The 25369-nt window shown below is 66.7% G+C and carries 22 protein-coding genes and 2 pseudogenes; 9 read left to right on the top strand and 15 right to left on the bottom strand.

Translation table 11 applies throughout. The features are described from left to right. Positions 1 to 14 precede the first annotated feature (14 nt). The 5 genes and pseudogenes from AC1DXX_RS13545 to AC1DXX_RS13525 form a co-directional block, all read right to left on the bottom strand. Positions 15 to 1205, bottom strand: coding sequence for a biosynthetic peptidoglycan transglycosylase (locus tag AC1DXX_RS13545; protein ID WP_478134721.1), 1191 nt, complete (start codon positions 1203 to 1205; stop codon positions 15 to 17). An 88-nt stretch (positions 1206 to 1293) separates the two neighbouring features. Next, the gene (locus tag AC1DXX_RS13540; protein ID WP_478134720.1) at positions 1294 to 1863 is read right to left on the bottom strand and encodes a hypothetical protein; all 570 of its coding nucleotides are present in this window, start codon (positions 1861 to 1863) and stop codon (positions 1294 to 1296) included. Continuing rightward, complete coding sequence (gene xrtQ, locus AC1DXX_RS13535) at positions 1844 to 2773, bottom strand: exosortase Q (protein WP_478134719.1); 930 nt, start codon at positions 2771 to 2773, stop codon at positions 1844 to 1846. Before xrtQ ends, AC1DXX_RS13540 begins: the two co-directional genes overlap by 20 nt. A gap of 20 nt (positions 2774 to 2793) precedes the next feature. Further along, positions 2794 to 3870, bottom strand: a pseudogene (locus AC1DXX_RS13530) (vWA domain-containing protein); the annotation flags it as partial. A gap of 483 nt (positions 3871 to 4353) precedes the next feature. Beyond that, positions 4354 to 4785: pseudogene (locus AC1DXX_RS13525) on the bottom strand (VIT domain-containing protein); the annotation flags it as partial. A 285-nt stretch (positions 4786 to 5070) separates the two neighbouring features. Between AC1DXX_RS13525 and creD the strand changes: the two are divergent. The 4 genes from creD (at position 5071) to AC1DXX_RS13505 (ending at position 10902) form a co-directional block, all read left to right on the top strand. Then, on the top strand, positions 5071 to 6519 hold the full coding sequence (gene creD, locus AC1DXX_RS13520) for a cell envelope integrity protein CreD (protein ID WP_478134718.1): 1449 nt from the start codon (positions 5071 to 5073) through the stop codon (positions 6517 to 6519). Continuing rightward, the gene (locus AC1DXX_RS13515; RefSeq protein ID WP_478134717.1) at positions 6516 to 7808 is read left to right on the top strand and encodes a glycoside hydrolase family 3 N-terminal domain-containing protein; all 1293 of its coding nucleotides are present in this window, start codon (positions 6516 to 6518) and stop codon (positions 7806 to 7808) included. Before creD ends, AC1DXX_RS13515 begins: the two co-directional genes overlap by 4 nt. A gap of 9 nt (positions 7809 to 7817) precedes the next feature. Further along, the gene (locus AC1DXX_RS13510; protein ID WP_478134716.1) at positions 7818 to 10220 is read left to right on the top strand and encodes a penicillin-binding protein 1A; all 2403 of its coding nucleotides are present in this window, start codon (positions 7818 to 7820) and stop codon (positions 10218 to 10220) included. A 76-nt stretch (positions 10221 to 10296) separates the two neighbouring features. Then, positions 10297 to 10902, top strand: a complete 606-nt coding sequence (locus AC1DXX_RS13505) for a hypothetical protein (RefSeq protein WP_478134715.1) — start codon at positions 10297 to 10299, stop codon at positions 10900 to 10902. Here AC1DXX_RS13505 and creC read toward each other — a convergent pair. Further along, positions 10896 to 12335, bottom strand: a complete 1440-nt coding sequence (gene creC / locus AC1DXX_RS13500) for a two-component system sensor histidine kinase CreC (protein ID WP_478134714.1) — start codon at positions 12333 to 12335, stop codon at positions 10896 to 10898. The genes AC1DXX_RS13505 and creC overlap by 7 nt on opposite strands. After that, on the bottom strand, positions 12332 to 13126 hold the full coding sequence (creB, locus tag AC1DXX_RS13495) for a two-component system response regulator CreB (RefSeq protein WP_478134713.1): 795 nt from the start codon (positions 13124 to 13126) through the stop codon (positions 12332 to 12334). The genes creC and creB overlap by 4 nt, the downstream gene beginning before the upstream one ends. Before the next feature lie 567 nt (positions 13127 to 13693). On the opposite strand from creB, the gene AC1DXX_RS13490 reads away from it, so the two are divergent. Continuing rightward, entirely contained in the window at positions 13694 to 14638 is a 945-nt protein-coding gene (locus AC1DXX_RS13490; protein ID WP_478134712.1) for a YcjF family protein, read from the top strand. Between the two features lie 3 nt (positions 14639 to 14641). On the opposite strand, the gene cueR is transcribed toward AC1DXX_RS13490, so the two are convergent. Next, positions 14642 to 15043: a Cu(I)-responsive transcriptional regulator gene (gene cueR / locus AC1DXX_RS13485; RefSeq protein ID WP_478134711.1), complete on the bottom strand. Its 402-nt coding sequence runs from the start codon at positions 15041 to 15043 to the stop codon at positions 14642 to 14644. Beyond that, positions 15040 to 15234: a heavy-metal-associated domain-containing protein gene (locus tag AC1DXX_RS13480; RefSeq protein ID WP_198785488.1), complete on the bottom strand. Its 195-nt coding sequence runs from the start codon at positions 15232 to 15234 to the stop codon at positions 15040 to 15042. The genes cueR and AC1DXX_RS13480 overlap by 4 nt, the downstream gene beginning before the upstream one ends. Before the next feature lie 210 nt (positions 15235 to 15444). Here AC1DXX_RS13480 and AC1DXX_RS13475 point away from each other — a divergent pair, with 210 nt between their 5' ends. Next, complete coding sequence (locus AC1DXX_RS13475; RefSeq protein WP_478134710.1) at positions 15445 to 16272, top strand: MmyB family transcriptional regulator; 828 nt, start codon at positions 15445 to 15447, stop codon at positions 16270 to 16272. Here AC1DXX_RS13475 and AC1DXX_RS13470 read toward each other — a convergent pair. Further along, positions 16256 to 16633: a nuclear transport factor 2 family protein gene (locus AC1DXX_RS13470; protein ID WP_478134709.1), complete on the bottom strand. Its 378-nt coding sequence runs from the start codon at positions 16631 to 16633 to the stop codon at positions 16256 to 16258. The two genes, AC1DXX_RS13475 and AC1DXX_RS13470, sit on opposite strands and share 17 nt — an antisense overlap. Positions 16634 to 16770: 137 nt before the next feature. Here AC1DXX_RS13470 and AC1DXX_RS13465 point away from each other — a divergent pair, with 137 nt between their 5' ends. Beyond that, positions 16771 to 19014, top strand: coding sequence for a heavy metal translocating P-type ATPase (locus AC1DXX_RS13465; RefSeq protein WP_478134708.1), 2244 nt, complete (start codon positions 16771 to 16773; stop codon positions 19012 to 19014). Here AC1DXX_RS13465 and AC1DXX_RS13460 read toward each other — a convergent pair. The 5 genes from AC1DXX_RS13460 to AC1DXX_RS13440 are packed head-to-tail and all read right to left on the bottom strand — an operon-like array spanning position 19011 to position 23171. Continuing rightward, positions 19011 to 19493: an N-acetyltransferase family protein gene (locus AC1DXX_RS13460; RefSeq protein WP_478134707.1), complete on the bottom strand. Its 483-nt coding sequence runs from the start codon at positions 19491 to 19493 to the stop codon at positions 19011 to 19013. The two genes, AC1DXX_RS13465 and AC1DXX_RS13460, sit on opposite strands and share 4 nt — an antisense overlap. A gap of 44 nt (positions 19494 to 19537) precedes the next feature. Further along, positions 19538 to 20665 (bottom strand): sterol desaturase family protein, encoded by a 1128-nt coding sequence (locus tag AC1DXX_RS13455; protein ID WP_478134706.1) that lies wholly within the window; start codon positions 20663 to 20665, stop codon positions 19538 to 19540. A 35-nt stretch (positions 20666 to 20700) separates the two neighbouring features. Beyond that, positions 20701 to 21984, bottom strand: a complete 1284-nt coding sequence (locus tag AC1DXX_RS13450) for a beta-ketoacyl-[acyl-carrier-protein] synthase family protein (RefSeq protein ID WP_478134705.1) — start codon at positions 21982 to 21984, stop codon at positions 20701 to 20703. After that, a complete protein-coding gene (locus AC1DXX_RS13445; RefSeq protein ID WP_478134704.1) occupies positions 21981 to 22277 on the bottom strand; it encodes a phosphopantetheine-binding protein in 297 nt (98 codons plus the stop codon). Before AC1DXX_RS13445 ends, AC1DXX_RS13450 begins: the two co-directional genes overlap by 4 nt. Before the next feature lie 33 nt (positions 22278 to 22310). Beyond that, positions 22311 to 23171, bottom strand: coding sequence for an alpha/beta hydrolase (locus AC1DXX_RS13440; protein ID WP_478134703.1), 861 nt, complete (start codon positions 23169 to 23171; stop codon positions 22311 to 22313). Positions 23172 to 23309: 138 nt separating this feature from the next. Here AC1DXX_RS13440 and AC1DXX_RS13435 point away from each other — a divergent pair, with 138 nt between their 5' ends. Beyond that, entirely contained in the window at positions 23310 to 23999 is a 690-nt protein-coding gene (locus AC1DXX_RS13435) for a response regulator transcription factor (protein ID WP_478134702.1), read from the top strand. Continuing rightward, positions 23996 to 25366 (top strand): sensor histidine kinase, encoded by a 1371-nt coding sequence (locus tag AC1DXX_RS13430; RefSeq protein WP_478134701.1) that lies wholly within the window; start codon positions 23996 to 23998, stop codon positions 25364 to 25366. The genes AC1DXX_RS13435 and AC1DXX_RS13430 overlap by 4 nt, the downstream gene beginning before the upstream one ends. Positions 25367 to 25369 lie beyond the last annotated feature (3 nt).

Genomic DNA, 25369 nt, shown 5'->3' with positions numbered 1-25369 from the left:
GTCCGGCGCGGCGCTCATGGCGTATTGGCCTCCGGTGCGATGAACTTGGCCGCCGCCACGCTCTTGAGCAGCGTTTCGCGCTGGTTGCGGCTGATGCCGCGCACGCCTTCGGCGACCCACTTGGTGCGGTCCGGGTCGATGCGCCCGTCACGCCGCCATTGTTCGAGCACGGCCTGCGGCTTGTGCAGCATTGCGGCGAGCCACACGGCCTGCGCGGGTTCCAGCGTGCGCGCGCTGCGCTTGAAGTAGCGCCGCGCCGCGGCCTCGGCGCCGCAGATGTTGCCGCCCCAGGGCGCGTTGTCGAGGTAGAGCTGCAGGATGCGGGCCTTGCCCAGCGTCTGCTCCATCTCGACCGCATAGAGCAGTTCGCGCAGCTTGCGCTCGGCCGTGCGGTCGCTGCCCGTCACCAGCAGCTTGACGAGCTGCTGCGTGAGCGTGCTGCCGCCGCGCTTGAGTTGGCCGTCCTTCTGGTTGTTGTCGATCGACGCGAGGATCTCGGTCAGGTCGTAGCCCGCGTGAGTGAAGAAGCGCTGGTCTTCGGCCGCGATGACCGCGCGCGCCAGCCAGCTGTCGTTGGCCAGCCTGGCGGACGGGCCGCAACTGGTGCGGGCCCCCAGCATCGCCTCGGTGCCCAGCCCCTCGACCGTGAACTGGCTGATGATGGGTTGCACCGCGAAGGTGGCTTCGGGCAGCACCAAGTGCCCGCTCAGTGTCAGTGTGCCCCCGATGCGCGCGCGCTGCAGCTCGGGCAACGTGGGCACCAGCACCGCGTACCAGCGGGCGATGGGCGCGTCCTGCACCTTGACGCTGAGCTGGAGGTTCCTGGGCGCCAGGCGGCCTTCCCATTGGCCCTGGAGCACATCCGTCTCGGTGGTCCGGGGCGTGGCTTCGAAGGTTCCGTTCAGTGTGTTGCCGTCGCGCCGCACGGTGGCGATCAGGCGTTCGACCTTGATGGGCTGCGCGCCGAGCGCCGGGACTTCGACGCTGCAAGGCGCACAACGCATTTCCTGCATGCCGGTCGCTTCTGTCCAGCTGAAGCGCACGGTGCCGAAACGGGTGTCGAGCGAATGGCCGTCGAGCCGCGGCGCGAACCAGGACGAGGTGGCCAGCCGCACGGCGGTCGGCACGCCGATGTCGAAATGCATCGGCCCGGCCTTCACCGTGGTGCTCCATTCGCCCGCTGCCGGTGCCAGCGCGATTTTCACTATCAAAAAGATAGCTGCAAGCGCTGTCAACACAAGGGCCAGCAGCCCGAAAAACACGAATCGCAAGGTCTTCTTCACAAACACGCTCTCACATCGGTCTCGCCACCGTGACGGCTTGCCACGGACCGGTCGACTGCCCGCTGGCCGCCGACCAGTACCAGGCTGAAGTGTCGGTGAAAGCCGTGCCTTGAGCATCGACGATGCGCTCGCAAACGCGGAACTTTTGCGCGCCGTGCCGTTGCGCAACAAAACAGCGCCACAAACGCGCCTGCGCATCGCGTTCCAGCCGCGCCTGTTCGATGCGGTAGCCGAGCGCGCGGTAGCAATCCGCCGCCGGATGCAGCATGCGCGTGGGCTGCTTCACCTCGCGCATCACCAGGGTCTGCGTGCCGTCGGTCATGCGGCCGATGGCGCCCGGAAAACGGTCGGCAAAGCGCTGCTCGACCTCACTCAGCGCCAACGGGCGCAATGGAACACCGTCCCATTCTCTCGGCCATTCGTRCGAAGCGGCCATCGCGGCGGGGATGGCCGGCGCGCGCAGTGCGGCGGCGGTCGACCACAACATGCACAGCAGCATCGCCGACGCGAAAGCCGTCTTGTGCCCGATGCGATTGATGAAATGGTTCGCGAACCAGCGCTCAAAGAATGGTGTCGACATGGCAGCCTCCTTGCGTGGTGATCAGGCCCGGAATCGGGTGATCGGCGAGTTCCGGAACGGCGCGCGCGGGCACCATCAGGCGTGCGATTCCGCCGCACACGACCGCCAGCACGAAAAGCCCCAGCGTGTTGTGCGCCCAGGGTGCCAGCGCATGGCCCGCGCCTTCGAAGGCGACCAGCACGCTGTTGCGCACGATGTTGCCGCCCAGCACCAGCAGGCCGACCATCGGCAGGCGGCCCAGGAATGCACGGTCGCTGCGACGCGCCCACAGCGCGACGGTACAGGCCGTGAAATAGCCCAGCCACACCATCTGCACGCCCGAGCAGGGCGCATCGACGATCACCAGGCGGCCGTCCACCATCAGGCTCGTGCCTTCGCGCGCCACGTCGAAGCCCGGCGCGAGCAGCCAGCGGCTGGCCTCGGCCGTCACCACGCGCAGCGGATAGCCCGCGTAGAACTGCAGCGACGACAGCAGCGGCAGCGCGAGCACCGCGAGGCCCGCCACCGGCAGTGCAGCCACACGCCTCGGCAGGAAGGCCAGCAACCCGCAGGCCAGTGCCAGCACCGCCACCAACCCGGCCGCCAGTGGCGGCATTGCGGGCACGAAACCGAGCCCGAAGCGCAGCAGCGTCGCAAGCACGGTGCCGATCCCCGCCAACGCCAGCCATCCCAGCCGCGGCGAGGCGCGCAGCTCGCACCGGCATTGCCATGCCAACGCGGCAAGCGCGACCAGCGCCACAAGACCCAAGGGATCGTCGGAGCCGTCGCGCATGCGTTGGACCATCCAGGCCCAGGTCGGCGTCAGCGCGGCGAACTGCAGCGCAAGCCAGCCTGCAGCCGGCGTGCGGTCGATGTGAATGCCCCAGTCCACGATGCGCGGATGACGGTGGGCGAGCGTTGCCAGAGACATTTTTCTTCTCTCGTTCTCGTTCAGGCGGTGAAGCGGCGTGCGTCGTTGCGGCGCGCGCGGCGGCGCAGCATCGCGAGCATCGACAGCACGACGGCAATGGCACCAAGCGACTCGGGTTCGGGTGTGCTCGGCACCTCGGCGCCCAGCGCCAGGTCGCTCACGCCCTGCGGCATCGGGAGCGGCTGGTTCACGTCCACGCTGTTCTGCGGTGCGAGGTTGCGCACCACCTTGTCGACCGCGATGAAGCTGGTGTACTGCGTGAGCAGGCTGTACTTCAGGCCGAGCTCGGTGATGCGGTCCTTGAAAGCGGCGCTGCCTTCGAGCGCTTCCTGGTCGCTCAAACTCTGGATGCGATGGCGGGCCCACAGCGTGCGCAGCGCGGCGGTGTCCAGGCGGGTGCGGTCGTCGATGCGCACTTCCTGGCGGTACGGACCGCCGGCGCCCTGGCCTTCGATGATCACGCGGCCCTTGGCTTCGCCGCGCCACTTGCCGAACACGATCACCGGGCGCTCGCCCAGCACATCGGGCAGGGCCTGCGGCTCCACGTCGTACACATCGAGGCCGCCGAAGGTGGCCTTCACGTTGGTGAGCACCGGCGACTCGACCATGCGGCGGAAGCGCGCGGCCTGCTCGGGGGCCTGGACCGGGTCGGTGATGATGAAGGGCTCGCCCATGCCGGCGCGTGCAATGCCCTCCATCAGGCTGCGGTTCACCGAGGAGCCGATGCCGAAGGCGAACACATTGGCTTTCGAAAGGTTGTTGCGCACCAGCTCGAAGGCTTCGCGCTCGACCGTCACGTAGCCGTCGGTCACCACGACCACGGTGCGCGACACGTTGTCTTCCTTGGGCTCGGCGTAGACACGCTTGAGCGCGGGAATCAGTTCGGTGCTGCCGCTGCCGCTGTAGTTCTTGATCGTTGCCAGCGCCTGCTCGATGTTGGCGCGCGTGGCCGGCACCGATCGGGGCGAGAGCATCCTGTTGCTGCCCGAGAACAGCAGCACGTTGAAGGTGTCGCTCGGGCGCAGCCCGCCGATCAGGCGTTCGAGCACCGTCTTCGCGGTGTCGAGCGGAAAGCCGTGCATCGAGCCCGAGATGTCGACCACGAAGATGTAGTCGCGCGGCGAAATGGCGCTAGCGGCCACGGCCTTGGGCGGCTCGATCATCGCGAGAAAGAAGTTCTCCGCGCTTCCATCCGCGTTCTGGCCCTGGCCCTTGTAGAGCATCAGGCCCGATTCGATCTTCTCGCCCGCAAGGCGGTAGTCGAGCACGAAATCCCGGTTGTCGGCCGGGCGGCCATCGGCCGTGAGCGTGATGTCGGCGTGCTGGTCTTCGTCGCTCTTCTTCACGTCGATGGCATGGGTGGTCGAGCGCACTTCCTTCAGGCCCATCGGCGTGTCGATGGTGGCCTTGAGCTTGAAGCTGGTGCCCGGCGCCACGCCGGCACGCAACGTCGGCTGTGCGACCCACCTGGCCTGCGCGTTTTCGGACTGCGGGCTGTTGTAGCGCGGGCCGACCACGGTCGGGAACACGAATTCGTAGTTGCCCGATTGCGGCACCAGCAGCTCGGTGTAGCGCAGCTCCACCTTCACGTCGTCGCCGGGCAGGATGTTCGCGACATTCATCTGGAACACGTTGGGCAGGTGCTGCTCGAGCAATGCGGCCGTCTTGCCTTCCTTCTTCGCGGTGTCGTATTCGATCCTGGCTTGCTGCTTCTCGCGGATCTGCGCGGTGATCAGGCGATCGGCCAGCCGCACGTTGAGGCCGCTCACGGCCGCCTTGGTCGAACCGGGGAAAACATACTTGGCTTCGATGGCCCGCTGGCCTTCGTTGCGGTAGGTCTGCGTGACCGTCACGTCGGCGATCACGCCCGAGATCTTCACGGCGACTTCCGTGCCCTTGAGCGGCAGGCGGTCGACCGAAGGATCGTCGCTCTTGACGAAGAAGTACGGGCTTTCCGTCTTCAGGCGCGGACCGGCGGGCGCTTCCTGCGCATGCACCGGGCGCACGCCCATGGCGATGAAGCCCGCGGTCGCCAGGCTCACGGTGACGAGCCAGAGCCAACGGCCGGGACGTGGGGTGGTGGAGGCATCCATGGCGGGGGTCCTTGTCCGTGCGAACTTGCACAGCCCCCACTGTCGGCACCGCACGAGAAGGCAGTTGGAAGGCTCTTTGAAGTCGCCGGCGGCGAACACCCCGCTGTGTGAAGTCTGTGTGAAGTGAAGCCGCCCGCGCGCTTCACACAGCCTTCGGCTCGCGCAGCGAGCATCGCCGCTTCGCTACAGACGAGGAGAAAAATCATGCTTCAGTTCCTGAAAGCGCTTCAGAGTTCCATGCTGGTGAAAGTGGCCGGCCTGTTGTTCCTGCTGCTGCTGCTTTGCATTCCGCTGGCGGAGATCGATTCGATCAACCGCGGACGCGGCGAGAGCCAGCGCGAGGCGGCCCAGGAACTCGCCGACACCTACGCAGGCCAGCAGACCATGGTCGGCCCGCTGCTGCTGGTGCCGTATGTGGAGCGCTGGATGGAACCGCTGCGCGACGCGCAGGGCAAGGTGATCGGCCAGGAGCCGCGCAGCAAGGAAATGGCCCACGTGGTGTTCCCCGACAAGCTGCACATCGAAGGCTCGATGGCGCCGCAGGAGCGCTACCGCGGCATCTTCAAGATTCCGTTCTACACGCTCAACGCCACGCTCACCGGCGGCTTCGCGGCTTTCGATCCGAAGGCCGTGGCCCATAGCGAATCCGATTCGAAGATCGAGTTCAAGCCGCCTTTCGTCGCGTTCAACGTGAGCGACCTGCGCGGCCTCGACGGCTCGCCGGCGCTGGCGATGGGCGGCGAGGCCTTGCGCTTCAAACAACGCGTGCCGGGCATTGCCGACGACGCCTGGTTCGCCGATGGCATCCATGCCCCGCTGACCGGTGCCGCGTTGGCCGCATGGCAGGCCGACGCGCCGCTCACCTTCATGATGAAGCTCGGCCTGGTCGGACAGGACACGCTCGCGATCGCGCCCATTGCCGAAGACACCACGGCGCATCTCACCTCGCCCTGGGCGCATCCGAGCTTCGGCGGCCGCTTTCTCGCCGCGCAGCGCAACGTGACGCCGCAGGGCTTCGATGCGCACTGGCGCGTGTCGTCGCTCGTGACCTCGGCGCGTGAACAGGTGCGCGCAGGCCTCTCCGGGCGCAGCAATGCCAACGATACCGCAGCAGCAGTGACGGTCGGCGCCTCGCGCCGCAACCTCGGCACGCTGCAGACCTTCGACGTGTCGCTCGCACAGCCGATCAACGTCTATTCGATGAGCACGCGCGCCGGCAAGTACGGCATGCTCTTCATCGGCCTGGTGCTGATGGCGGCCTTCATGTTCGAGCTCTTCCGCAAGCTGCGCCTGCATCCGGTGCAGTACGGCCTGGTCGGCCTCTCGATTGCGCTCTTCTTCCTGCTCCTGCTTGCGCTGTCGGAGAAATTCGCGTTCTGGATGGCCTATGCGGGTGCGGCCAGCGCCAGCGTCGCATTGCTTGCCGTGTATTTCAGCGCGGTGCTGGGCGGTTGGCAGCGCGGACTGTCGTTCGGCGCTTTCGTCGCACTGCTCTATGGCGCGCTCTATGGACTGCTGGCCTCCGAAAGCAATGCACTGCTGCTCGGCGCACTGCTGATCTTCGGCATGCTGGCCACGCTGATGCTCGTGACGCGCAAGGTCGATTGGTACGCGCTGTCGCGGCGCGCTGAACCGGTGACGCAAGGCGCATGAAGCTCTTGCGGTTCGCGCTCGGCGCCCTGGGCTGGCTGGCCCTGGCAGCGCTGTGGTTCTGGGCCTGGCACCTGAAGGACCCCCATCTGCGCTTCATGCGTGCATGGGAGTTGCCGATGCTGCTGGGCGCACTGGCACTGGGCGCGGTGGCCGCATGGCACTTCGGGCGCCGCGCGCTGCGGCCTGTGTCGCTCGGCCTGGTGTTCGCGGCGCTGCTCACGGTCCTGGGCAATGAAGCGGCGAGCCTGCAGCACCGTGCCGAAGTGTCGGCCGCATCCGGATCCGTGGCGCAGACGCTCGGCGCACATTTCATGGTCGGTTATGACGACGCGAAGGACCTGCGTGAACTCGCTCGCAAGGGATTGATCGGCGGCGTGTTCATCACCGGCCGCAATGTGAGAGGCCGCACCGCCGCTGCACTGCGCGAAGAGATCGATGGCTTGCAGACGCTGCGCCGCGAGGCCGGCCTGCCGCCGCTCATCGTTGCGACCGATCAGGAAGGCGGTGCCGTATCGCGCCTTTCACCGTTGATCGAACGCCAGCCGGGCCTCGCCACGCTGCTGGACGCCGACGTGCCCGAGGCCGAACTCGCGCAGCGCGCCCATGCCTACGGCGCGCAGCAGGGCAGGTCGCTCGCGGCACTGGGCATCACGCTCAACTTCAGCCCCGTGGTCGATCTGCGCACCGGCCGTGCGCCGGGCCGCTGGGACTTCCACACCCGCATCGACGAACGCGCCATCTCGGCCGACCCCGCGCTCACCGCGCAGGTGGCGCTCGCTTACGAGCAAGGCCTTGAATCCGCTGGCGTACGCGGCACCTTGAAGCACTTTCCCGGCCTCGCCGGCGTGACCGAGGACACGCACCATTTCGCCGCCGTGCTGCGCACGCCGGTCGCCCGACTTGCAACACATGACTGGAAGCCGTTTCAAGACGTGTCGAAAAATTCGAACGCGGCGATCATGCTCGGCCATGTGATCGTCCCGGAGCTCGATCCCGTCTTTCCGGTCTCTTTCTCGCGCAAAATCGTGCAGCAGCTGATTCGCGGCGAGTGGGGCTACCAGGGCCTGCTCGTCACCGACGATCTGACGATGGGCGCGGCCTACAACCGCGGACTTTGCGACACAACGGTCCGCGCCCTCGATGCCGGCGCAGACCTGTTGTTGATCGCCTTCGACCACGACAAGTATTTCGACGCCATGCACTGCGCGCAGCAGGCCGCGCGGCGCGGCGCGCTCGACCTGCCGATGCTGGAACGCAGCAGCGCCCGCCGGCTCCAACCCTTTCGCTAGCCACCTTCTATGTTCAAACGTTCAAGCTCCCCCCAACCCGACGACGGCGCCACGCCGGACGCACGCAACCTCCGCTGGAAACGCCTCGCGGGATGGGGCGCCATTGCGGTGGGCTCCGGCGCGCTCGTGGTGCTGGTGGCGGCCATCGTCGCGGTGGTCGCCATCTATCCGAAACTGCCCGACATTTCCGAGCTTGCCGACTACCGGCCCAAGCTGCCGCTGCGGGTCTACTCGGCCGAAGGCACGCTGATCGGCGAGTTCGGCGAAGAGCGGCGCAACCTCATGCCCTTCGCCAGCATTCCCAAGGTCATGAAGGACGCCGTGCTGGCCGTGGAAGATGCGCGCTTCTACGACCACGGCGGTGTCGACTACAAGGGCTTCGTGCGTGCCGCCGTGGCCAGCCTGAAGGGCGGCCGCAAGCAGGGCGCCTCGACCATCACGATGCAGGTGGCGCGCAATGTGTACCTGAGCTCGGAGCGCACGATGAGCCGCAAGACCTACGAGATCATGCTGGCCTTCCGGCTCGAGCAGCAGCTCACGAAAGACCAGATCCTCGAGATCTACCTGAACCAGATCTACCTCGGCAACCGCGCCTACGGTTTCGCCACCGCATCCGAAACATATTTCGGCAAGCCGCTGCAGAACGTGACCATCGCGGAGGCCGCCATGCTGGCGGGCCTGCCGAAGGCGCCCGGCGCGAACAATCCGGTGGCCAATCCGCGCCGTGCGCGGGCACGCCAGCTCTATGTGATCGACCGCATGCAGGAAACCGGCTTCATCACCGCCGAACAGGCCGCCGAAGCCAAGAAGGAAGAGCTGCACCTGCGCGATGCCGCCGACCCGAACCGCCTGCATGCCGAGTACGTGGCCGAAACGGTGCGCCAGATGATGTACGCACAGTACGGCGACAGCATCTACACCAGCGGCCTCAAGGTCTACACCTCGCTGGTCGCGGCCGACCAGGCGGCGGCGTACAAGTCGCTGCGCAAGGGCATCATGGATTACGAGCGCCGCCAGGTCTATCGCGGGCCCGAACGGTTCATCGACATGCCGGCCGAGCAGAAGGAGGTCGACGAGGCCGTGGACGATGCGCTCGCCGAACATCCCGACAACGGCGACGTGATCGCGGCCGTGGTGCTCGATGCCAACGCCAAGGAAATCAGCGCGGTGCGCGCGAACGGCGAAACGATCCAGATCACGGGCGAAGGCCTGAAGCCCGCGCAGTCGGGCCTCGCAGCCAAGGCACCGCCCAACATCAAGATCCGCCGCGGCGCGGTGATCCGCGTGGCGAAGACGCCGAAGAACACCTGGGAAATCACCCAGCTGCCCGAAGTGGAGGGCGCCTTCATCGGCATGGACCCGCGCACCGGCGCCATCAAGGCGCTGGTCGGCGGCTTCGACTTCGGCAAGAACAAGTTCAACCACGTCACCCAGGCCTGGCGCCAGCCGGGTTCGAGCTTCAAGCCGTTCATCTATTCGGCGGCGCTCGAAAAGGGCTTCACGCCCGCCACCGTGGTGAACGACGCGCCGCTGTATTTCGATGCCAGCGTCAACGGCGGCCAGCCCTGGGAACCGAAGAATTTCGAAGGCACCTACGAAGGCCCGATGCCGCTGCGCACCGCATTGATGAAGTCGAAGAACCTGGTGACGCTGCGCGTGCTGCAGTCGATCGGCGCACCCTATGCGCAAGACTGGATCACGAAGTTCGGCTTCGACAAGGACAGGCATCCGGCCAACCTGCCGATGGGCCTGGGCGCCGGCTCGGTCACGCCGATGCAGATGGCGGTGGGCTACTCGGTCTTCGCAAACGGCGGCTACCGCATCAATCCCTACCTCGTCACCCGTGTCACCGACATGAAGGACAAGGTCCTGATGGAAACCGAGCCGCCGGTGCTCGACGAAGCACGGCGCGCCATTCCGCAGCGCAATGCCTTCGTCATGGATTCGTTGCTGCAAAGCGTGGTGAAGGGCGGTACCGCCTTCAAGGCGCACCAGGCCCTGAAGCGCGACGACCTCTACGGCAAGACCGGCACCACCAACGATTCCTTCGACACCTGGTTCGCGGGCTTCCAGCCCACGATGGTCGGCATCGCCTGGATCGGCTACGACACGCCGCGCCAACTCGGCGTGCGCGGCGAAACCGGCGGCAGCCTGAGCCTGCCGATCTGGATCGGCTATATGCAATCGGCCCTGCAGGGCGTGCCCGTGACCCAGCCGGCCGAGCCGCCCGGCGTGGTGAACATCGACGGCGAGTGGTACTTCGACGACTTCACGCCGGGCCACAGCGTGGCGAGCCTGGGTCTCGAGAATGCCGAGGTGCCGCCACCGCCGGCGGAAGAACTCACCGGTGTACCGCTGGGCGCACCGCCGCCGCCTGAAGAGCGCAACCGCATTCTTGATTTCTTCAGGTAGCGGCCCCGGAAAAGGGGAGGTCGCCGGGTCTCTACACTCGGTGCCGTCCCCTACCTCTCTTTGGCCGAACGCATTCATGGAAATTCTCACGCTGGTGGCGCTGCTTGTTTTCGGCGCCTACATCCTCAAGTCCAGAGACCAGCGCCAGCGCATTGCACTGCTGGGAGGCCACCTCGCCAGGTACCAGATCGAGACGCTGATGGAGAGCCTGACCCAGGGCTACCTGCGCTGCCTCGGCGAAGACGACCCCGAACGCCGCCAGCAGATCTGGAGCCTGCTCGACTCGACGGAGGAAAAGCTCTCGGCGCAGTTCGACAGTTTTGCTGCCGAATTCACCCGTGTTCCCGAGGCGGACGCGCGCGTGAGCAAGTTGCCGATTGCCATTCCCTACGCGCACAAGCTGTTCCCTGCCGCGAGCTTCGATCTGCGCGAAGCGCTGAATATCCATGCACGCGGCATCGCCGGCGTGATGAAGAACGCATCGAACCGTTCGGCCAAGTCCAAGGCCTTCACCATGTCGGCCGAGCTGTTCCTGATGCAGCACACCTGCCACTGGTTCTGCAAATCGAAGACGGTGGCATCGGCCCGCATGCTGGCGCGGCACCAGACGTCATACGAGCAATTGCTCGACGCAGTCAGTCCCGAAACACGCAGCGCCTACGGTGCACTGACCGGTCAGTGATGTGACAACAGCGGCAGCGTGAGCGTCGCCACCGCGCCGCCACGCGATGCATTGCCAAGCTCGATGCGGCCGCGGTGCAGCGCCGCGATTTCCTTCACGAACGCCAGCCCCAGCCCCGTGCTTTTCTTCTGGTTGTGCGGCCGTGCGAGCGAATAGAACTTCTGGAAGACTTTTTCCTGCGCGTACTCCGGAATGCCCGGGCCGTGGTCGCGCACGCTCACCCGTGCGAGCTTCGAGGTGGTCTCCAGCGTCAGCAGCACCTCGCTGTCGGGCGGCGAAAAATCGATCGCGTTGTCGAGCAGATTGCTGATCGCTCGGCGCAGCAGAAAGGGATCGCCCTCGGTGCTGGCTTCGGCGCGGATGTTCACCAGCAGGCGGATGTTGCGCTTGGCCGCCGCAGGCTGCGCGCTGATGGCGATGTCGTCAATCAGCGAGGCCAGCGGCACCGGCTCGGTACGGTCCAGCGCGCGCCGCGTTTCGAGCGCGGTGAGCTCCATCATGCGGTCGACGATCTCCTGGATGCGTTGCGTCTCGCGCTCGATGTTCTTCAGGAAGCGCTCGCGCTCCGCATGCGGCATCGAGGGCTCCTGCAGCAGCTCGGCGGCGCCGCGGATCGCCGAGAGCGGGCTCTTCACTTCATGCGTGAAGGTCTGCACGTAGTCGGCCACGTAGTTGCGCCCGGTGAGCGCATCGCGCATTTCGCTGAAGCCGGTGCGCACCGCATCGACCGCACGCCGCGCCATGCGTGCAAAGCTCAAGGAGCGTTGGGCTCGCACCCAGGTCCAGTAGTCCGAGATCAGCCCGAAGGGCCGCACCAGCCAGACCGAGACGATCACCGCGAGCAGCAACAGCGCGAGGCCCGAACCCACGCCGACCCACAGCGTGCGGGCGCGCGCATCCTCGACGAACTGGCCGAAGCTCTGCACCGGCTTGCCGACGCTGACCATGCCGACGATCTCGTTGTTCCAGCGGATCGGCGCGCCCACGTACATCACCGAAGTGCGCGGATCACCATCGACATCGCGCGAAGTGCGTGCACCGTAAAGGCCGGCGAGCGTGCGGCTCACGTCGCTCCACTGCGAGTAGTCGGCGCYGAGGTGCCTGCCGAGCGAATCGAACATCACGCGGCCGCCGCGGTCGGTCACGTAGACGCGCAGTTCGACACGGCTCTTGTGCAGGTTGTAGATCTGGGCCGAAAACTCGCGCGCATAGACCGTGCGAAAGAGCGGTTCGAGCCGCGCCGTGTTGATGGCGCCCGCGATCACGTCCTGCTCGACCAGGCTGGCCACGAGCTGCGAGGTTTCGACCAGCGATTCTTCGGCGGATTCGCGGTAGCGCGGGTCGATGTCCGAGACCACGCGATACAGCAGAAAGGCGATGCCCGCCGTGTAGATCAGCAGGATGCCTATAAAAATCCGCGTGCGCCGGGTCACGAGACCCTGGCCGGCAGTTCTTCGTTCAGCGCGTAGCCGGTGCCGCGCAGCGTGCGGATCGGCTCGACGTCGGGCGCTACCGTCTTGAGCTTGGCGCGCAGCGTCTTGATGTGCGCGTCCACCGTGCGGTCGAAGCTGTCGCTGGCGTCGTCCCAGACCAGTTCGAGCAGTTCGTCGCGCGTGAAGACGCGGCCCGGGCGTTGCACCAGCAGCCTCAACAGGCCGTATTCGTAGCGCGAGAGCTCGAGCAGGCGGCCGTAATACCGGATTTGCATGCGCTCGTTGTCGAGCGAGAAGGGCATCGCGGGCGTCTGTGAGGCCGCTGGAGGCGCCGCGGGGGAAATTTGAGGGGGTACCCCGTTCCCGAGCGCTGCGGCCGTTCCGGAGGCTCCAGGACTGTTTCGCGCGCTGCGCCGCAGGATCGTCCTGACACGGGCGACCAGTTCGCGCGGCGAAAACGGCTTGGCGATGTAGTCGTCGGCGCCCAGTTCCAGCCCCACCACGCGGTCGATTTCGTCGCTGCGCGCCGTGAGGAAGAGCATCGGCACCTCCGGGCCGCCCTGCGACTGGTTCAGCGCCCGCAGGCGCTTGAACAGCTCGAAACCGTTGAGATCGGGCAGGCCGATGTCCAGGATGGCCAGCGCCGGCGGTTCCTGGGCGAACTGTGCGATCGCTTCTTCGGCAGTGGCGCACCAGACCGGCGTGAAGCCATCGCTTTTCAGAACGTATTGCAGCGTGTCGGCGATGCCCGATTCGTCTTCGGCGATCAGGATCCTGGGTTTGAAGCTCATCCGCGAATGTTAGCGAGGGGAAGGAAGCCGGCGATGCCGGTTTTTCGTTCGAGGCGTCGCGGACCGGCGCGGCCGTTCGCGGCCTTTTTTTTCGCGCGGCGCTGTCTCTGTTCCCTATTTCTTATTTCTCTTATTCAAATTAGTAGTAGTAGATAAGGGAAGCACTCTTCTGTGGACAGGGCACTTTTTTCGTTATGCGACAAGGACTTGTCACACCTCTGTCACTGTGCGCAGCCGCGCTTCCGTGGTGTACCGGCAAAAGGGACAACATTGGGTAACCTGTTCCCGCTGTGGATAACCCATGGCTTGTGCCAAAACTCTCCCCAGAGTTGTCCTTTGACACACCCCGAAAAATCTGCGAAAGACGATTTTCGGCCCGAGAAATTCATTGCCTGTTATTTGGGCAGACTGTAGATTTCCCTTGTAAATCAACAACTTGCCACGCCCCTACACAGAAGTGCCGACGTTATCCACAGAGTTGCCCAAGTTTTGTGGGGAGAACGCGCGCAGGAACCTTCGAGTCCCCGGGCAACCCAACTCCGTCCTTCAGATTGCGAAATATCGAACATGACACATTCAGAAACAAAGGCCATCGTGACCCTGAGCCTGCTGGCTGCCTTTGTCGACGGCGAGAAACACGAACGTGAACGCGCCGAGATCAAGCGCATTGCGGAAGGCCTGTCGCAAGCCGACGGGCTGAACCTGCCGACGCTCTACCAGGATGTGCTGATGAAACGCGTCTCGCTGGCTTCGGTGGCCGGCGAGCTGGCCAGCACCGAATCGAAACAGCTCGCCTACGAAATGGCGGTGTGCGTGTGCGATGCCGACGGCACCCAATCGGAAGCGGAACGCATGTTCCTGATGGATGTGCGCACCTCGCTCGGGCTCGATGCCTCGGCGGCGCGGTTCTCGCAGCAGGCCGAGGAAATTGCCGCGGTGCCCGTGGCCGCCGCGGCAGGCGCCGCAACGACGGCGGTTGCCGCTCCCGATGCGCCGGACAGCGCCGAGCTCGACAAGTCGATCCTCAATGCCGCCATCCTTAACGGCGCGCTCGAGCTGCTGCCCGAGACGCTCTCGACCATGGCGATCATTCCGCTGCAGATGAAGCTGGTCTACCGCATCGGCCAGGCGCACGGCTATCAGCTCGACAGCGGCCACGTCAAGGATTTCCTGGCCACCGTGGGCGTGGGCCTGACCTCGCAGTACCTGGAGCAGGCCGGCCGCAAGCTGCTCGGCGGCCTACTCGGCAAGATGGGCGGTGGTTTGCTGCGCGGGCTGGGCAACCAGGCCGTGAGCTCCGGCATGAGCTTCGCCTCCACCTATGCGCTGGGCCATGTGGCCAAGCGCTACTACGCCGGCGGCCGCACGCTCTCGACGCAGATGCTCAAGGACACGTTCTCGGGCGTGGTGAAGGAAGGACAAAGCCTGCAGACGCAATACCTGCCGGCCATCCAGGAGAAGGCCCGCACGCTGGATGCGGGCAAGGTGCTTTCGCTCGTGCGCGGCGCCTGAGGCTCAGGCCTTCGCCAGGTCGTCGAGGATGGGGCAGTCGGGGCGTGCGTCGCCCTGGCAGCAATGCACCAGGTGCGCCAGCGTGTTGCGCATCGATTGCATGTCCGCAATGCGCTGCTCCAGTTCACCCAGGTGCTTCTGCGCGATGCGCTTCACGCTCGAGCTCGCGCGCCGGCGGTTGTGCCAGAGGCCCACCAGCTCCGCGATTTCCTCCATCGAAAAGCCGAGGTCGCGTGAGCGCTTGATGAAACGCAGCGTGTGGACATCGGCCTCGCCATACTGGCGGTAGCCGCTCTCGGTGCGCGCCACTGCCGGCAGCAGGCCCAGCCCTTCGTAGTGCCGGACCATGCGAGCCGAAACGCCCGAGAGGCGCGCGGCTTCGCCGATGGCGACCTGGCTCGTCATTGAACGCCGTAGCCCGCGTTCTCGATGGCGGCCACGATGTCCTTGCGCGGCTGTTCGCTCAGTACATCGACATGGCCCGTTTCGAGGTCCACCGTGACCTGCGCTTCGGGATCGACCGTCTGCACCGCGTTCTGCACCGCGCTCACGCAATGGCCGCAGCTCATGCCCGAGACCTGGAATTTCTGGCTCATCGTCGTAGCTCCTTCTTTCTTGAGTGGATGAATGATCGAATGAATGCAATGAGCCGCCAGTTTGAACCCTCTCACGATGTCAATGTCCAGCGAAGGGGCACTTTGTTCGTCGGCCAAGGCAACGACCTTCGAAGTTATCGCCTTGATCACGGATGTTGAGGACAATCGCGTTCCCATGAACATTCCATATCCGGCCGTGCAGGCGCGACCATGAAACTGGCGCAGCTGCTGCGCCATACGCGCGCCGACCGGAAACTCAGCCAGCTGGAACTCTCACTGCGGCTGAACGTGTCGCAAAGGCATGTGAGCTACATCGAGGCAGGCCGCGCGCGTCCGAGCCGCGAGTTGCTGCTCGCCTGGATGAGCGAGCTCGAAGCCCCCACATCGGTGCGCAATGCCGCGCTGCTGCACGCGGGTTTCGCGCTGCCGCAGGAAAAGCTGGCGCTCGACGGCCCCGAGCTCACCCCCGCGTTGCACGCGCTGCAACGCACGCTCGCGGCGCACGATCCGAACCCTGCGCTGGTCTTCGACGCCGACTGGAAAACCGTGGACCAGAACCGCGGCGCCACCTGGCTGTGGTCGCTGGTCATGCCTGAACTGGCCGCCACCGCGCGGGGCCATGTGCGCGGCATGGACATGATCGCCGCGCTCGGGCATCCGCAAGGGCTGCTGTCGCGCATGCGCGATCCATGGGCCGTCGGTGCCGCGCTGCTCGCGCAACTGCACACCGAGGCCAGCGCCACGCCTTCGCTCACGGCGCGCATTCAACGCTTGTCCGAGGCGCTGAACCAAAGGCACCGGCCGGCTGGAAAGACGGAGAAAACCAGCCATGCCGCGCCCTACCTGAGCCTCACCTTCGACACCGCGCTCGGCGCTCTCTCGTACTTCTATGTGCAGAGCGTGTTCGCGCTCCCGCAGGACGTGACGCTGGCCTCGTTGCGGATGGAGCTCTGGTTCCCCGGCGACAGCCAGACGGCCGAAGTGACGCGGCGCCATGTGGCTCTGAGCCCCGCGTCCGACCTCACGCCCGCGGCTTAGGAACCTGCTGCGCCGGGTCGTAGAAGAAGGTCTCTGCCGCGATGCGCTCGCCCTGCCATTGCTGGCAGGCGATTTCCTCCATCCGCGTGACGCTGCCGTCCAGCCATTCGAAGCGGAAGATCCAGCGGATCGCCACATGGTCGCCGCTCACGAAGACGGGCTGCACGCACTGCGAGCTTACCGACCTGGCGCGCGCCAGCACCTTGCGTTCGTGGGCCACCAGGATGTCCCTGCCAGTGCGCGGAGCCGACTGGTTTTCCTGCATGGAGGCTTCAGACGTGTAGAACTCTTCGATGGCTTCCGCATGGGCGTTCTCTTCGACGCGGGCGATGAATCGCGCAAGGGTTTCGGGTGTGGGCATGGCGGGGCTTCCTGCAGTGGTTGTGCGTGACTGCAAGTCTGCCGATGCGGTTCGCCGAAGTCGATTACCTTTCTGGTCGCAATGCCGTGGAAATGAACGCTTGACCTTCACATGGTGTGAGGCTTTAGTCTTCGCACATGGAAAATTTGCAGCACCCACTCTCGTTGGCAACCGCCACGCTGGACCTCTCGGTCGGCGGCATGACCTGCGCCTCGTGCGTGATGCGCGTGGAGCGCGCGCTCAAGAACGTCCCCGGCGTGCAGGACGTCAGCGTGAACCTCGCGACCGAATCGGCCCGCGTGGTGACGACCGATGGGGAGGACATGAATGCGCGCCTGCGCCGCGCCGTGCGGGCTGCAGGCTACGAACCGCGCGCGGCAGGCAATGCGGCCGACGACGCCGCGGCCTTGTCGCCCTGGCATGGCTTCGGCCCGGTCGCCGCCGGGCTTGCCTTGTCGATCCCGCTCCTGGCACCGATGCTCGGCGCTCCGCTCGGGCAGGACTGGATGCTGCAGCCCTGGCTGCAGTTGCTGCTCGCGACACCGGTGCAGTTCTGGCTCGGTGCGCGCTTTTACCGTGCGGGCTGGCATGCGGCCAAGGCGCGCACCGGCAACATGGACCTGCTGGTGGCGCTCGGCACCAGCGCGGCCTTCGGGCTGTCGCTCTGGCTGTGGTGGCGTGCGGCCACGGGCGAGCATGCCGGGCACGGCGAGATGCCGCATCTGTATTTCGAAGCCTCCGCGGTGGTGATCACACTGGTGCTGCTCGGCAAGTGGCTCGAAGCCCGCGCCAAGCGCCAGGCCACTTCCGCGATACGCGCGCTGCAGCAGCTGCGGCCCGAAGTGGCGCACCTGGTCGGCGCTCGCGGTGAAAGCGATGTGCCCTTGGCCGAGGTGATGGTGGGCGACCGCCTGGCGGTGCGGCCCGGCGAGCGCGTGCCGGCCGATGCGCGGGTGATCGAGGGGCAATCCGAGGTCGACGAATCGATGCTCACGGGTGAACCCTTGCCGGTCGCCAAGGGACCTGGCGACGCATTGACCGGCGGCGCGGTCAATGGCGATGGCCGGATGGTGATCGAGGTGAGCGCGGTCGGCGCCGAGAGCGTGCTGGCACGCATCATCCGGCTGGTCGAGGATGCACAGGCCGCCAAGGCACCGATCCAGCGGCTGGTGGACAAGGTGGCGGCCGTGTTCGTGCCCGTGGTGCTGGTGATTGCGCTCTTCACCCTGGCAGGCTGGCTGATGGCGGGCGCCGGCATCGAGACCGCGTTGGTCCATGCCGTCGCGGTGCTCGTCATTGCCTGCCCTTGTGCACTGGGTCTTGCGACGCCGGTGGCAGTGATGGCTGGCACCGGCGTGGCTGCGCGGCACGGCATCCTGATCAAGGACGCGCGCGCACTGGAGATTGCGCACCGCGTCGATACGGTCGCATTCGACAAGACAGGTACGCTGACGCTGGGCCGACCGGTGCTCACGGCGCTGGTGCCGGTGAAGGGCAGCCAGCTTACGGAAGATCGACTGCTGGAAACGGCGGCCAGTCTGCAAGGCGGCAGCGAGCATCCGCTCGCGCGCGCCGTGCTGGCTGCTGCCGCACAACGCGGTGTGCAGGCACCGCCCCTGGGGATCATGCAGGCCATGCCGGGCCGCGGCGTGCGCGGTGAAGTGAATGGCGCCACCTGGGCCATCGCGAGCCTGCGCTGGTGCAGGGAACTCGACGCGGTGCCCGCAGCGGCCGATGTCGAAGGGTTGCAAGCGCAAGGCGCGACGGTGTCCGCGCTGCTGCGCTTCGATGACGCAGGCGCCGCGCATGTGCAGGCATTGCTCGCCTTCGCCGACGAACCCAAGCCGCAGGCCGCGGAGGCGATCCACACGCTGCGCGCGAGAGGCCTGCGCGTGGTGATGATCTCGGGCGACAACCTGCGTGCGGCGCAAGCCATGGCAGCGCGGCTTGGCATCGCGGCCGAGGACGTGCGGGCTGACGTTCTGCCGGCCGACAAGGCTGCGCAGGTCAGCGCGTTGAGGCGCAACGGCCATGTGGTGGCCATGGTCGGCGACGGTGCCAACGACGCACCCGCATTGGCCGCGGCCGATGTGGGCATTGCGATGGCGCCGTCGGGCGGCGGTACCGACGTGGCGATGGAAGCCGCCGGCATCACGCTGATGCGCGGCGATCTCGCGCTGGTGGCCCAGGCGCTCGAGCTCTCGGCGCGCACGGTGGCCAAGATCCGGCAGAACCTGTTCTGGGCCTTCGCCTACAACGTGGCCGGCATCCCGCTCGCGGCCTTCGGCTTGCTGAGCCCGGTGGTGGCCGGCGCTGCGATGGCGCTCTCGAGCGTGAGCGTGATGGCGAACGCGTTGCTGCTGCGCCGCTGGAAGCCCTAGTCGACCAGCAGCGCCATCAGGTGGTCGTCGATGGCATCCGCATCGCCGGCCCGCTTGTAGAACTTGCGCAGCGTGCCTTCGTGCACGAAGCCCAGCTTCTTGTAGAAGCGCAAGGCAGGGGCGTTGTCGCTTTCGACGAAGAGCTCGATGCGCTTCACGCCGGCAGCCTTGAGTTCGTCCATCGCCTGGCTCACCATCGCAAGCGCAACACCTTGACCGTGGAACGCCGGATCGACGGCCAGCGTGCCGAGGCAGGCCACATGTTTCACCCGGCCGGGGTAGCGCGTGGCCCGGTAGAAACCGGCGATCCGGCCATCCAGTTCATAGACGAAGAAGCAACGGCTCGCGACCATCTCCTGGTAGATGGCGCGAAAGTCCTCGAGCGGCATCGGGTCGTAGCCGAGATAGGGCACGACCTTCTCGTGCATGTAGAGCGAGAAGAYCGCGTCGAGGTCTTCGGGAGTGGTCAGCCTGCGCATGTGTGAAAGTTTCGGAGCGACGGGAGCGCCGAGCATAGCGAGCCTCAGCGCAGCAGCATGACCGAGAGCACGATCAGCACGCTTTGCACGCACCAGGCCCGGCGCAGGCGAAGGCGCGAATCCAGCACCGCGCCGATGGCCCAGAAACCCGCCACGGCCAGCGCGAGAACTTCCAGGCCGGTATGGAACGCAAGATCGTCGGCGCGCCACAGGAAGGCGAGCGTCATGCCGGTCCAGCCGACGAAGTGAACCGATGCCGAGACGATCTGCGCGCGGGTCAGCGCCGGGTCGTGGATGTGCATCGCCTCGTCGAGCGAGAAAGGCGCTTCCGGAAAACGCGCCGCCACGTCGGCCGGCCGCCAGCCCGGCGGCTTGAACCACACCGCGAGCTTGTCGCGCCAATGCCGCGTGTGCCAGCTGTCGCGCAGCAGCGGCGCATAGGGCCCGAGGATGGCCCGCAGCGGATCGAAGCTCGCCAGTGCCTTGCGCGTGCCGTAGACGCAGCGTTCGCTTTCCTCGACAAAGGTACCGAACATGCGGTCCCACACCACGAGCATGCCGCCGTAGTTGCGGTCTAGATAGCCGTCGTTCACCGCGTGGTGCACCCGATGGTTCGAGGGCGAGGAGAACACGCGGTCGAACCAGCCGAGCTTGCCGATGTGCTCGGTATGGATCCAGAACTGGTAGACCAGCACGATCAGCCCCGCGATGCCGAACTGCTCGGGCGGCACGCCGATCACGGCCATCGTCAAATAGAAGGGCCACCCCAGGAAGGCCACCATGCTTTCCTGCCGCAGCGCAGTGGAGAAGTTGAATTGCCGGCTCTGGTGATGCACCGAGTGCGCAGCCCAGAACACCGCCGACTCGTGGCCCGCGCGGTGCAGCCAGTAGTCGCAGAAGTCGAACAGCAGCACCGCGACGATCCAGCCCACGGCACCGTCCCAGAAGGCGGGCCGCGTCCAGAGCGCGACGGCCGGGTAGACCATCGCGTAGAGGCCGATCTGGAAGAGCTGCGTGCACACCGCGAGCGCCTGGCTCAACAGGCCCTGGCTCAGGCTGCCGAGCGTGTCGCCGAAGCGGTAGGTGTTGCGCCGCTTCAGCCAGCCCCATGCGAATTCGCACGCCATGAGCAGCGCGAACACGGGCACGACGAGAACAACCAGCCGGTGCACCGTGTTCGATTTTTCAGGAAGCCTTCAGCGAATCTTCAGTGTTCCGATGCGCGGCCGGCCACGATCACCGCGTTGGTGCCGCCGAAAGCGAAGGAATTGGAGATCGCATGGCGGATGCCCCTGGCCTCGCGCGCCGTGCCGCGCACGAAGTCGAGGTCGAAAGCGGCATCGGGCGTCTGCAGGTTGGCGATGGGCGGCAGGGCCTCGCGCGCCAATGCACGCAGCGCTGCAATGAGCTCGATGGCGCCGCCGCCGCCGAGCACATGGCCGTGAATGGCCTTGGTGGCGCTGACGGGCGTGGCATTGCCGAACACCTCGCGAATCGATGCGGCTTCGGCCGCATCGCCGGCCGACGTGGCCGTGCCGTGCGCGTTGATGTGGCCGATGTCCGATGGCGCGATGCCGGCATCGCGCAAGGCGGCCCGCATCGCACGCACCTGGCCGGCGGTGTCGGGGTTGGTGATGTGCGTGCCGTCGCAGTTGGTGGCGTAGCCCGCGAGCACGAAGGGTGAAGCTTCCGCACCGCGTGCCAGCGCATGGGCCTCGGATTCGATCACCAGCGCAGCGGCGCCTTCGCCGATGGCAAAGCCCGCACGGTCGGCGGAGAAGGGCCGGCAGGCGGAGGAGGGCGCGTCGGCCGGCGGCGGTGCCATCACGCGCATCGCGTGCCAGCTGGCCATCACACCGGGCGTGAGCATGGCGTCGTGGCCGCCGACGATGGCCACGTCGATCCAGCCGCCGCGGATGGCGCGCATCGCCTCGCCGATGGCCACCGCCGAAGAGGCGCAGGCACAGGCGTAGGCAATGGCCGAGCCGCGTGCGCCGAAGTGCAGTGCAAGCTCTGCCACCGCAGCGTTCGGCATCACGGTGAGCACCGTGGTCGGGCGCATGCGGCGTTGCTCGCCATAGAGCGCGCTGGTGGTGTTGTCGAAGGTGCCGGCGCCGGCGAGGCCGCTGCCCCAGAAGATGCCGAGACGCTCGGGGTCGACGCTGTCTGCGCCAAGGCCGGCCTGTGCAGCGGCGTCCTGCGCGGCGGCGAGCGCCATGGCGGTGCCGCGGTCGAGAGGCAGGCGCGAGGTGCTGCGCACGCCGGCCGAATCGAAGTCGCAGGCAGCGACGGCGAGCGACATCGGGTCCATGCCCTTGATCTTGAGCGACTGCGCGCGCACGGCAGAACGGCCGGCGAACAGCGCCTCGTCGAAGGCCTCGACGGTGCGGCCGATGGGCGTGATGAAGCCGATGCCGCTCACGCGCACCGGCGCCGAGGCGGCGCGCGCTGCGGAAGCGGCGAGCACGGCGTGGGCTGCGCCGCTGCTCATGCGTGGGCTGCTTCGGCGGGCTGTTGTTGTTCGACCGCGCCGCTGCTTTCGGTATCGATCACCTCGCACAGGCGCTGCAGCGTGATGCCGGCTTCGCGCGGGTCGAGGCGGTTTTCGGGAATGCGCAGGTGAAAGGCATCTTCCACCGCGAAGACGAACTCCATCAGCGCGAGCGAATCGAGGCCGAGGTCGGTGAGCACGGTGCCGGGCGAGATGGCGCTGCGCTCGACCTTGAAGTCGGTCTCGAGGATCGTCGCGATGCTGTTGAAGGTGGGCGAGGAAGATACAGACATGGAATGTTTTCCTTTGGTGCGAGGTCGGACAGGTCAGGCGTACAAGGGATGCTCGGGCATCGTGCCATGCGCCACCGCATCGGCGAATGACACTGTTTCGCGCACAACCTGTTGACGGTCGTTGTCGATCGTGATCATGTGGTAGCTGTTGGCCACGACCACGGTGCGGAATGCGCGGCAGCGCAGGCCGCGGGCGAGGATGTCGAGGTTGGCCACGCTGGCCACTTCGTCCTGCTGGGCATGCAGCGCGAGCACGTTGTCGCATTGCACGCTGTTCAGGTTGCGGCGCACATGGCGGATCAGCCGGTCGTGCTCGCGCAGGTGGCCGATGCCGATCACCGAGCTGCCGGCGCGCGAGACCTTGCGATGGCGCAGTTCGCGTTCGATCCAGGCGCGTACGCGCTCGTTCTTCACGCCGTAGGGCGGGCGTTCGCGGTATTGCCAGAAACGTCCCAGTGGGGTGTAGAACGCAAGCGGCAGCAGGCACTGCGTGCGCGGAATGGCCCAGCCGTCGAAGCGCAGCGTGGTCGACATCAGCACCAGCGCATCGACGTCGCGGCCGCAGCGGATGGCCGCGCCCAGCGCGAGCGAGGAACCGGCGGAGATGCCGATCAGCATCACGCGGTCGTGCTGCTGGCGCAGCGTCTTGACGTGCGCCTCGATGGCGTCGAGCCAGCGCTCGAAGGGCGCGGCACGCTGCAGCGGAACCTCGGCGTTGAAGGAGTAGCCCTCGATCGACATGGGGTGCACCGAATAGCCGCGGCTGCGCAGTGCCGATTGCACAGTCAGCAGCTCGTCAGGCGTGCTGCATAAACCATGCAGCAGGACCACCGCGGTGCGTTGCACTGCGGGGGGCACCATGCTCAACTGATCGGAGGGATCGCGCGCACTCATCGTGTGGCGCCAGCCATGAAAATGGCCCGTGCGTCATCTTGCTGTCGTATGCTCATGTTGTGTTTATCGCCGGGAACGACTGACCGGTCGCTGACACGTCGTTTGCCGGGGCAGATTACCCCAATTTACTCACACACCATGCGAATTCTGCTTGTCGAAGATGACGCCGTGCTGCGCGACGTGATGCTGCGCAGCCTCGCGGATGCAGGCCATCGGGTCGATGTGTCGACCAATGTCGAAGACGCCGACCACCTCTGGCGCGTGCAGCCCTTCGATGCGGTGCTGCTCGATCTCAACCTGCCGGCCACGGCGAGTCCGACGAGTGGCCTCGCGAGCGGTCTCACCGCATTGCGACAGGCGCGCGCTCGCGGCGACCGCACGCCGGTGCTGGTGCTCACCGCGCGCGGCCGCACCGAAGAACGCATCGCCGGCCTCGATGCCGGTGCCGACGACTACCTGGGCAAGCCCTTCGATCTCGCCGAAGTGGAGGCGCGCCTGCGTGCGCTGGTGCGGCGCGCGAAGGGCACCGAAGACATCGTGCTGCTCGGCCAGCTGAAGCTCGACCGCAAGGCACGGCGCTTCTCCACGACGAGCGGTCCGCTCGACCTGCCGGCGCGCGAGTTCGAGGTGCTGTGGGAACTGATGAGTCCGCCGGGCCGCACGGTCAGCAAGCGTGCGCTGTCCGACAAGCTCTCGAGCTTCGACGAATCGCTCGGCGACAACGCGCTCGAGGCCTTCATCTCGCGCCTGCGCAAGAAGCTGCTCGGCACGGGCGCGAGCATCCGCACGCTGCGCGGCATCGGCTACCTGCTCGAAGCCGAGGTGTGACGGGCGATCGCATCGCACCGTCGCTCACGCGGCGGGTCCTGCGCAATGTGCTGGTGCCGCTGGCACTGACATGGATGCTCGGCGCGGTGATCGCGCTGGTCATTGCCAACTACTTTTCCGAACAGGCCTTCGACCGCGGCATGCTGGACGACGCTTATGCGCTGTCGGCCAACGTGCAGGCGGGCGAGCGCGGCATCGAGCTGCTGCTCACGCCGCGCGAAGTGGCCACGGTGCTCTTCGACCAGGTCGACAAGGTCTACTTCTCGGTGCAGCGGCTCGACGGCACGCTGATCTCGGGGCAGGCCGGCCTGAAGGTACCGCTGCCCGGGGAAGGCGCACGCTACCGTTTCTCCGATGTGGACTACGAGGGCAACACCTTGCGTGCGGTGGTGCTCGAGCACGATGCGGAGCCCGGGATCTCCATGCCCTACCGCGTGGTGATCGCCCAGACCACGCTGAGCCGGACGGCGCTGGTGCGGCAGCTGCTCGGCTTTGCGTTGGCGCCGCAGATCCTGCTGCTGATCCTGCTGGCCATATGGCTCTGGTACGGCATCCGCAGCGACTTGCGGCCGCTCGGCGAACTGCAGCGGGCACTCGACCGGCGCGACGTGCGCGATCTTTCTCCCGTGGCGGTGGCGCAGACCTCGCGCGAGCTGCAGCGCCTGGGCAATGCGGTCAATTCGCTGTTCGAGCGCTTGGGCCACAGCCTGCGGGCACAACGCGAGTTCGTGGGCAACGTGGCGCACGAGCTGCGCACGCCGCTGGCCGGCATCCGCGCGCTGGCCGAGTACGGCCTCGCGCAGCGCGACACGGCGGTCTGGCGCGAGCAGCTCGAGCGCGTGTCGGAGCGGCAGGCGCGCGCCAGCCACCTCATCGATCAGCTGCTGGCGCTCGCACTGGCCGAGGAGGCACGCACGGGCCTGGAGCGCGTGCCGGTGCGGCTCGATGCGCTGGCCGAGCAGACGGTGCTGCGCCACCTGGCGCGTGCGGATGCGCGCGGCGTCGACCTCGGTGCGCGCGGCCTCGACGACGGCGTGGTCGTGCTGGCCAACGAGGCATTGGTCGAAGGCATCCTCGACAACCTGATCGACAACGCACTGCGCTACGGCGGCCGCACGATCACGGTCGAACTGGCCGGCCGCACGCTGAGCGTGATCGACGACGGTCCCGGCATTCCGCTCGAAGCGCAGCGCAACCTGATGCAGCGCTGGGCACAAGGCCCTGCGGGACAGAAACTGGGGCAGGGCTCGGGGCTGGGGCTGTCGATCGTGGCGCGCTATGCCGAGCTGCTGGGGGCGGAGCTGCGGCTCGAAGCGGCCGAGCCCACGGGGCTGCGTGTGAGTGTGGCGTTCGGCGAGATCGCCTAGATT

It is taken from the genome of Variovorax sp. P4_B10, assembly GCF_056402375.1.
The sequence above is the reverse complement of the archived record's forward strand: the minus strand, read 5'-3'. Positions and strand labels throughout refer to the sequence as shown.

What these genes read in the sequence shown, in the direction of transcription:
- xrtQ (WP_478134719.1), bottom strand. Translation starts at nt 2,773, where the DNA reads ATGTCTCTGGCAACGCTCGCCCACCGTCATCCGCGCATCGTGGACTGG.
- creD (WP_478134718.1), top strand. Translation starts at nt 5,071, where the DNA reads ATGCTTCAGTTCCTGAAAGCGCTTCAGAGTTCCATGCTGGTGAAAGTG.
- AC1DXX_RS13515 (WP_478134717.1), top strand. Translation starts at nt 6,516, where the DNA reads ATGAAGCTCTTGCGGTTCGCGCTCGGCGCCCTGGGCTGGCTGGCCCTG.
- AC1DXX_RS13510 (WP_478134716.1), top strand. Translation starts at nt 7,818, where the DNA reads ATGTTCAAACGTTCAAGCTCCCCCCAACCCGACGACGGCGCCACGCCG.
- AC1DXX_RS13505 (WP_478134715.1), top strand. Translation starts at nt 10,297, where the DNA reads ATGGAAATTCTCACGCTGGTGGCGCTGCTTGTTTTCGGCGCCTACATC.
- creB (WP_478134713.1), bottom strand. Translation starts at nt 13,126, where the DNA reads ATGAGCTTCAAACCCAGGATCCTGATCGCCGAAGACGAATCGGGCATC.
- AC1DXX_RS13490 (WP_478134712.1), top strand. Translation starts at nt 13,694, where the DNA reads ATGACACATTCAGAAACAAAGGCCATCGTGACCCTGAGCCTGCTGGCT.
- cueR (WP_478134711.1), bottom strand. Translation starts at nt 15,043, where the DNA reads ATGACGAGCCAGGTCGCCATCGGCGAAGCCGCGCGCCTCTCGGGCGTT.
- AC1DXX_RS13480 (WP_198785488.1), bottom strand. Translation starts at nt 15,234, where the DNA reads ATGAGCCAGAAATTCCAGGTCTCGGGCATGAGCTGCGGCCATTGCGTG.
- AC1DXX_RS13475 (WP_478134710.1), top strand. Translation starts at nt 15,445, where the DNA reads ATGAAACTGGCGCAGCTGCTGCGCCATACGCGCGCCGACCGGAAACTC.
- AC1DXX_RS13470 (WP_478134709.1), bottom strand. Translation starts at nt 16,633, where the DNA reads ATGCCCACACCCGAAACCCTTGCGCGATTCATCGCCCGCGTCGAAGAG.
- AC1DXX_RS13465 (WP_478134708.1), top strand. Translation starts at nt 16,771, where the DNA reads ATGGAAAATTTGCAGCACCCACTCTCGTTGGCAACCGCCACGCTGGAC.
- AC1DXX_RS13450 (WP_478134705.1), bottom strand. Translation starts at nt 21,984, where the DNA reads ATGAGCAGCGGCGCAGCCCACGCCGTGCTCGCCGCTTCCGCAGCGCGC.
- AC1DXX_RS13445 (WP_478134704.1), bottom strand. Translation starts at nt 22,277, where the DNA reads ATGTCTGTATCTTCCTCGCCCACCTTCAACAGCATCGCGACGATCCTC.
- AC1DXX_RS13440 (WP_478134703.1), bottom strand. Translation starts at nt 23,171, where the DNA reads ATGAGTGCGCGCGATCCCTCCGATCAGTTGAGCATGGTGCCCCCCGCA.
- AC1DXX_RS13435 (WP_478134702.1), top strand. Translation starts at nt 23,310, where the DNA reads ATGCGAATTCTGCTTGTCGAAGATGACGCCGTGCTGCGCGACGTGATG.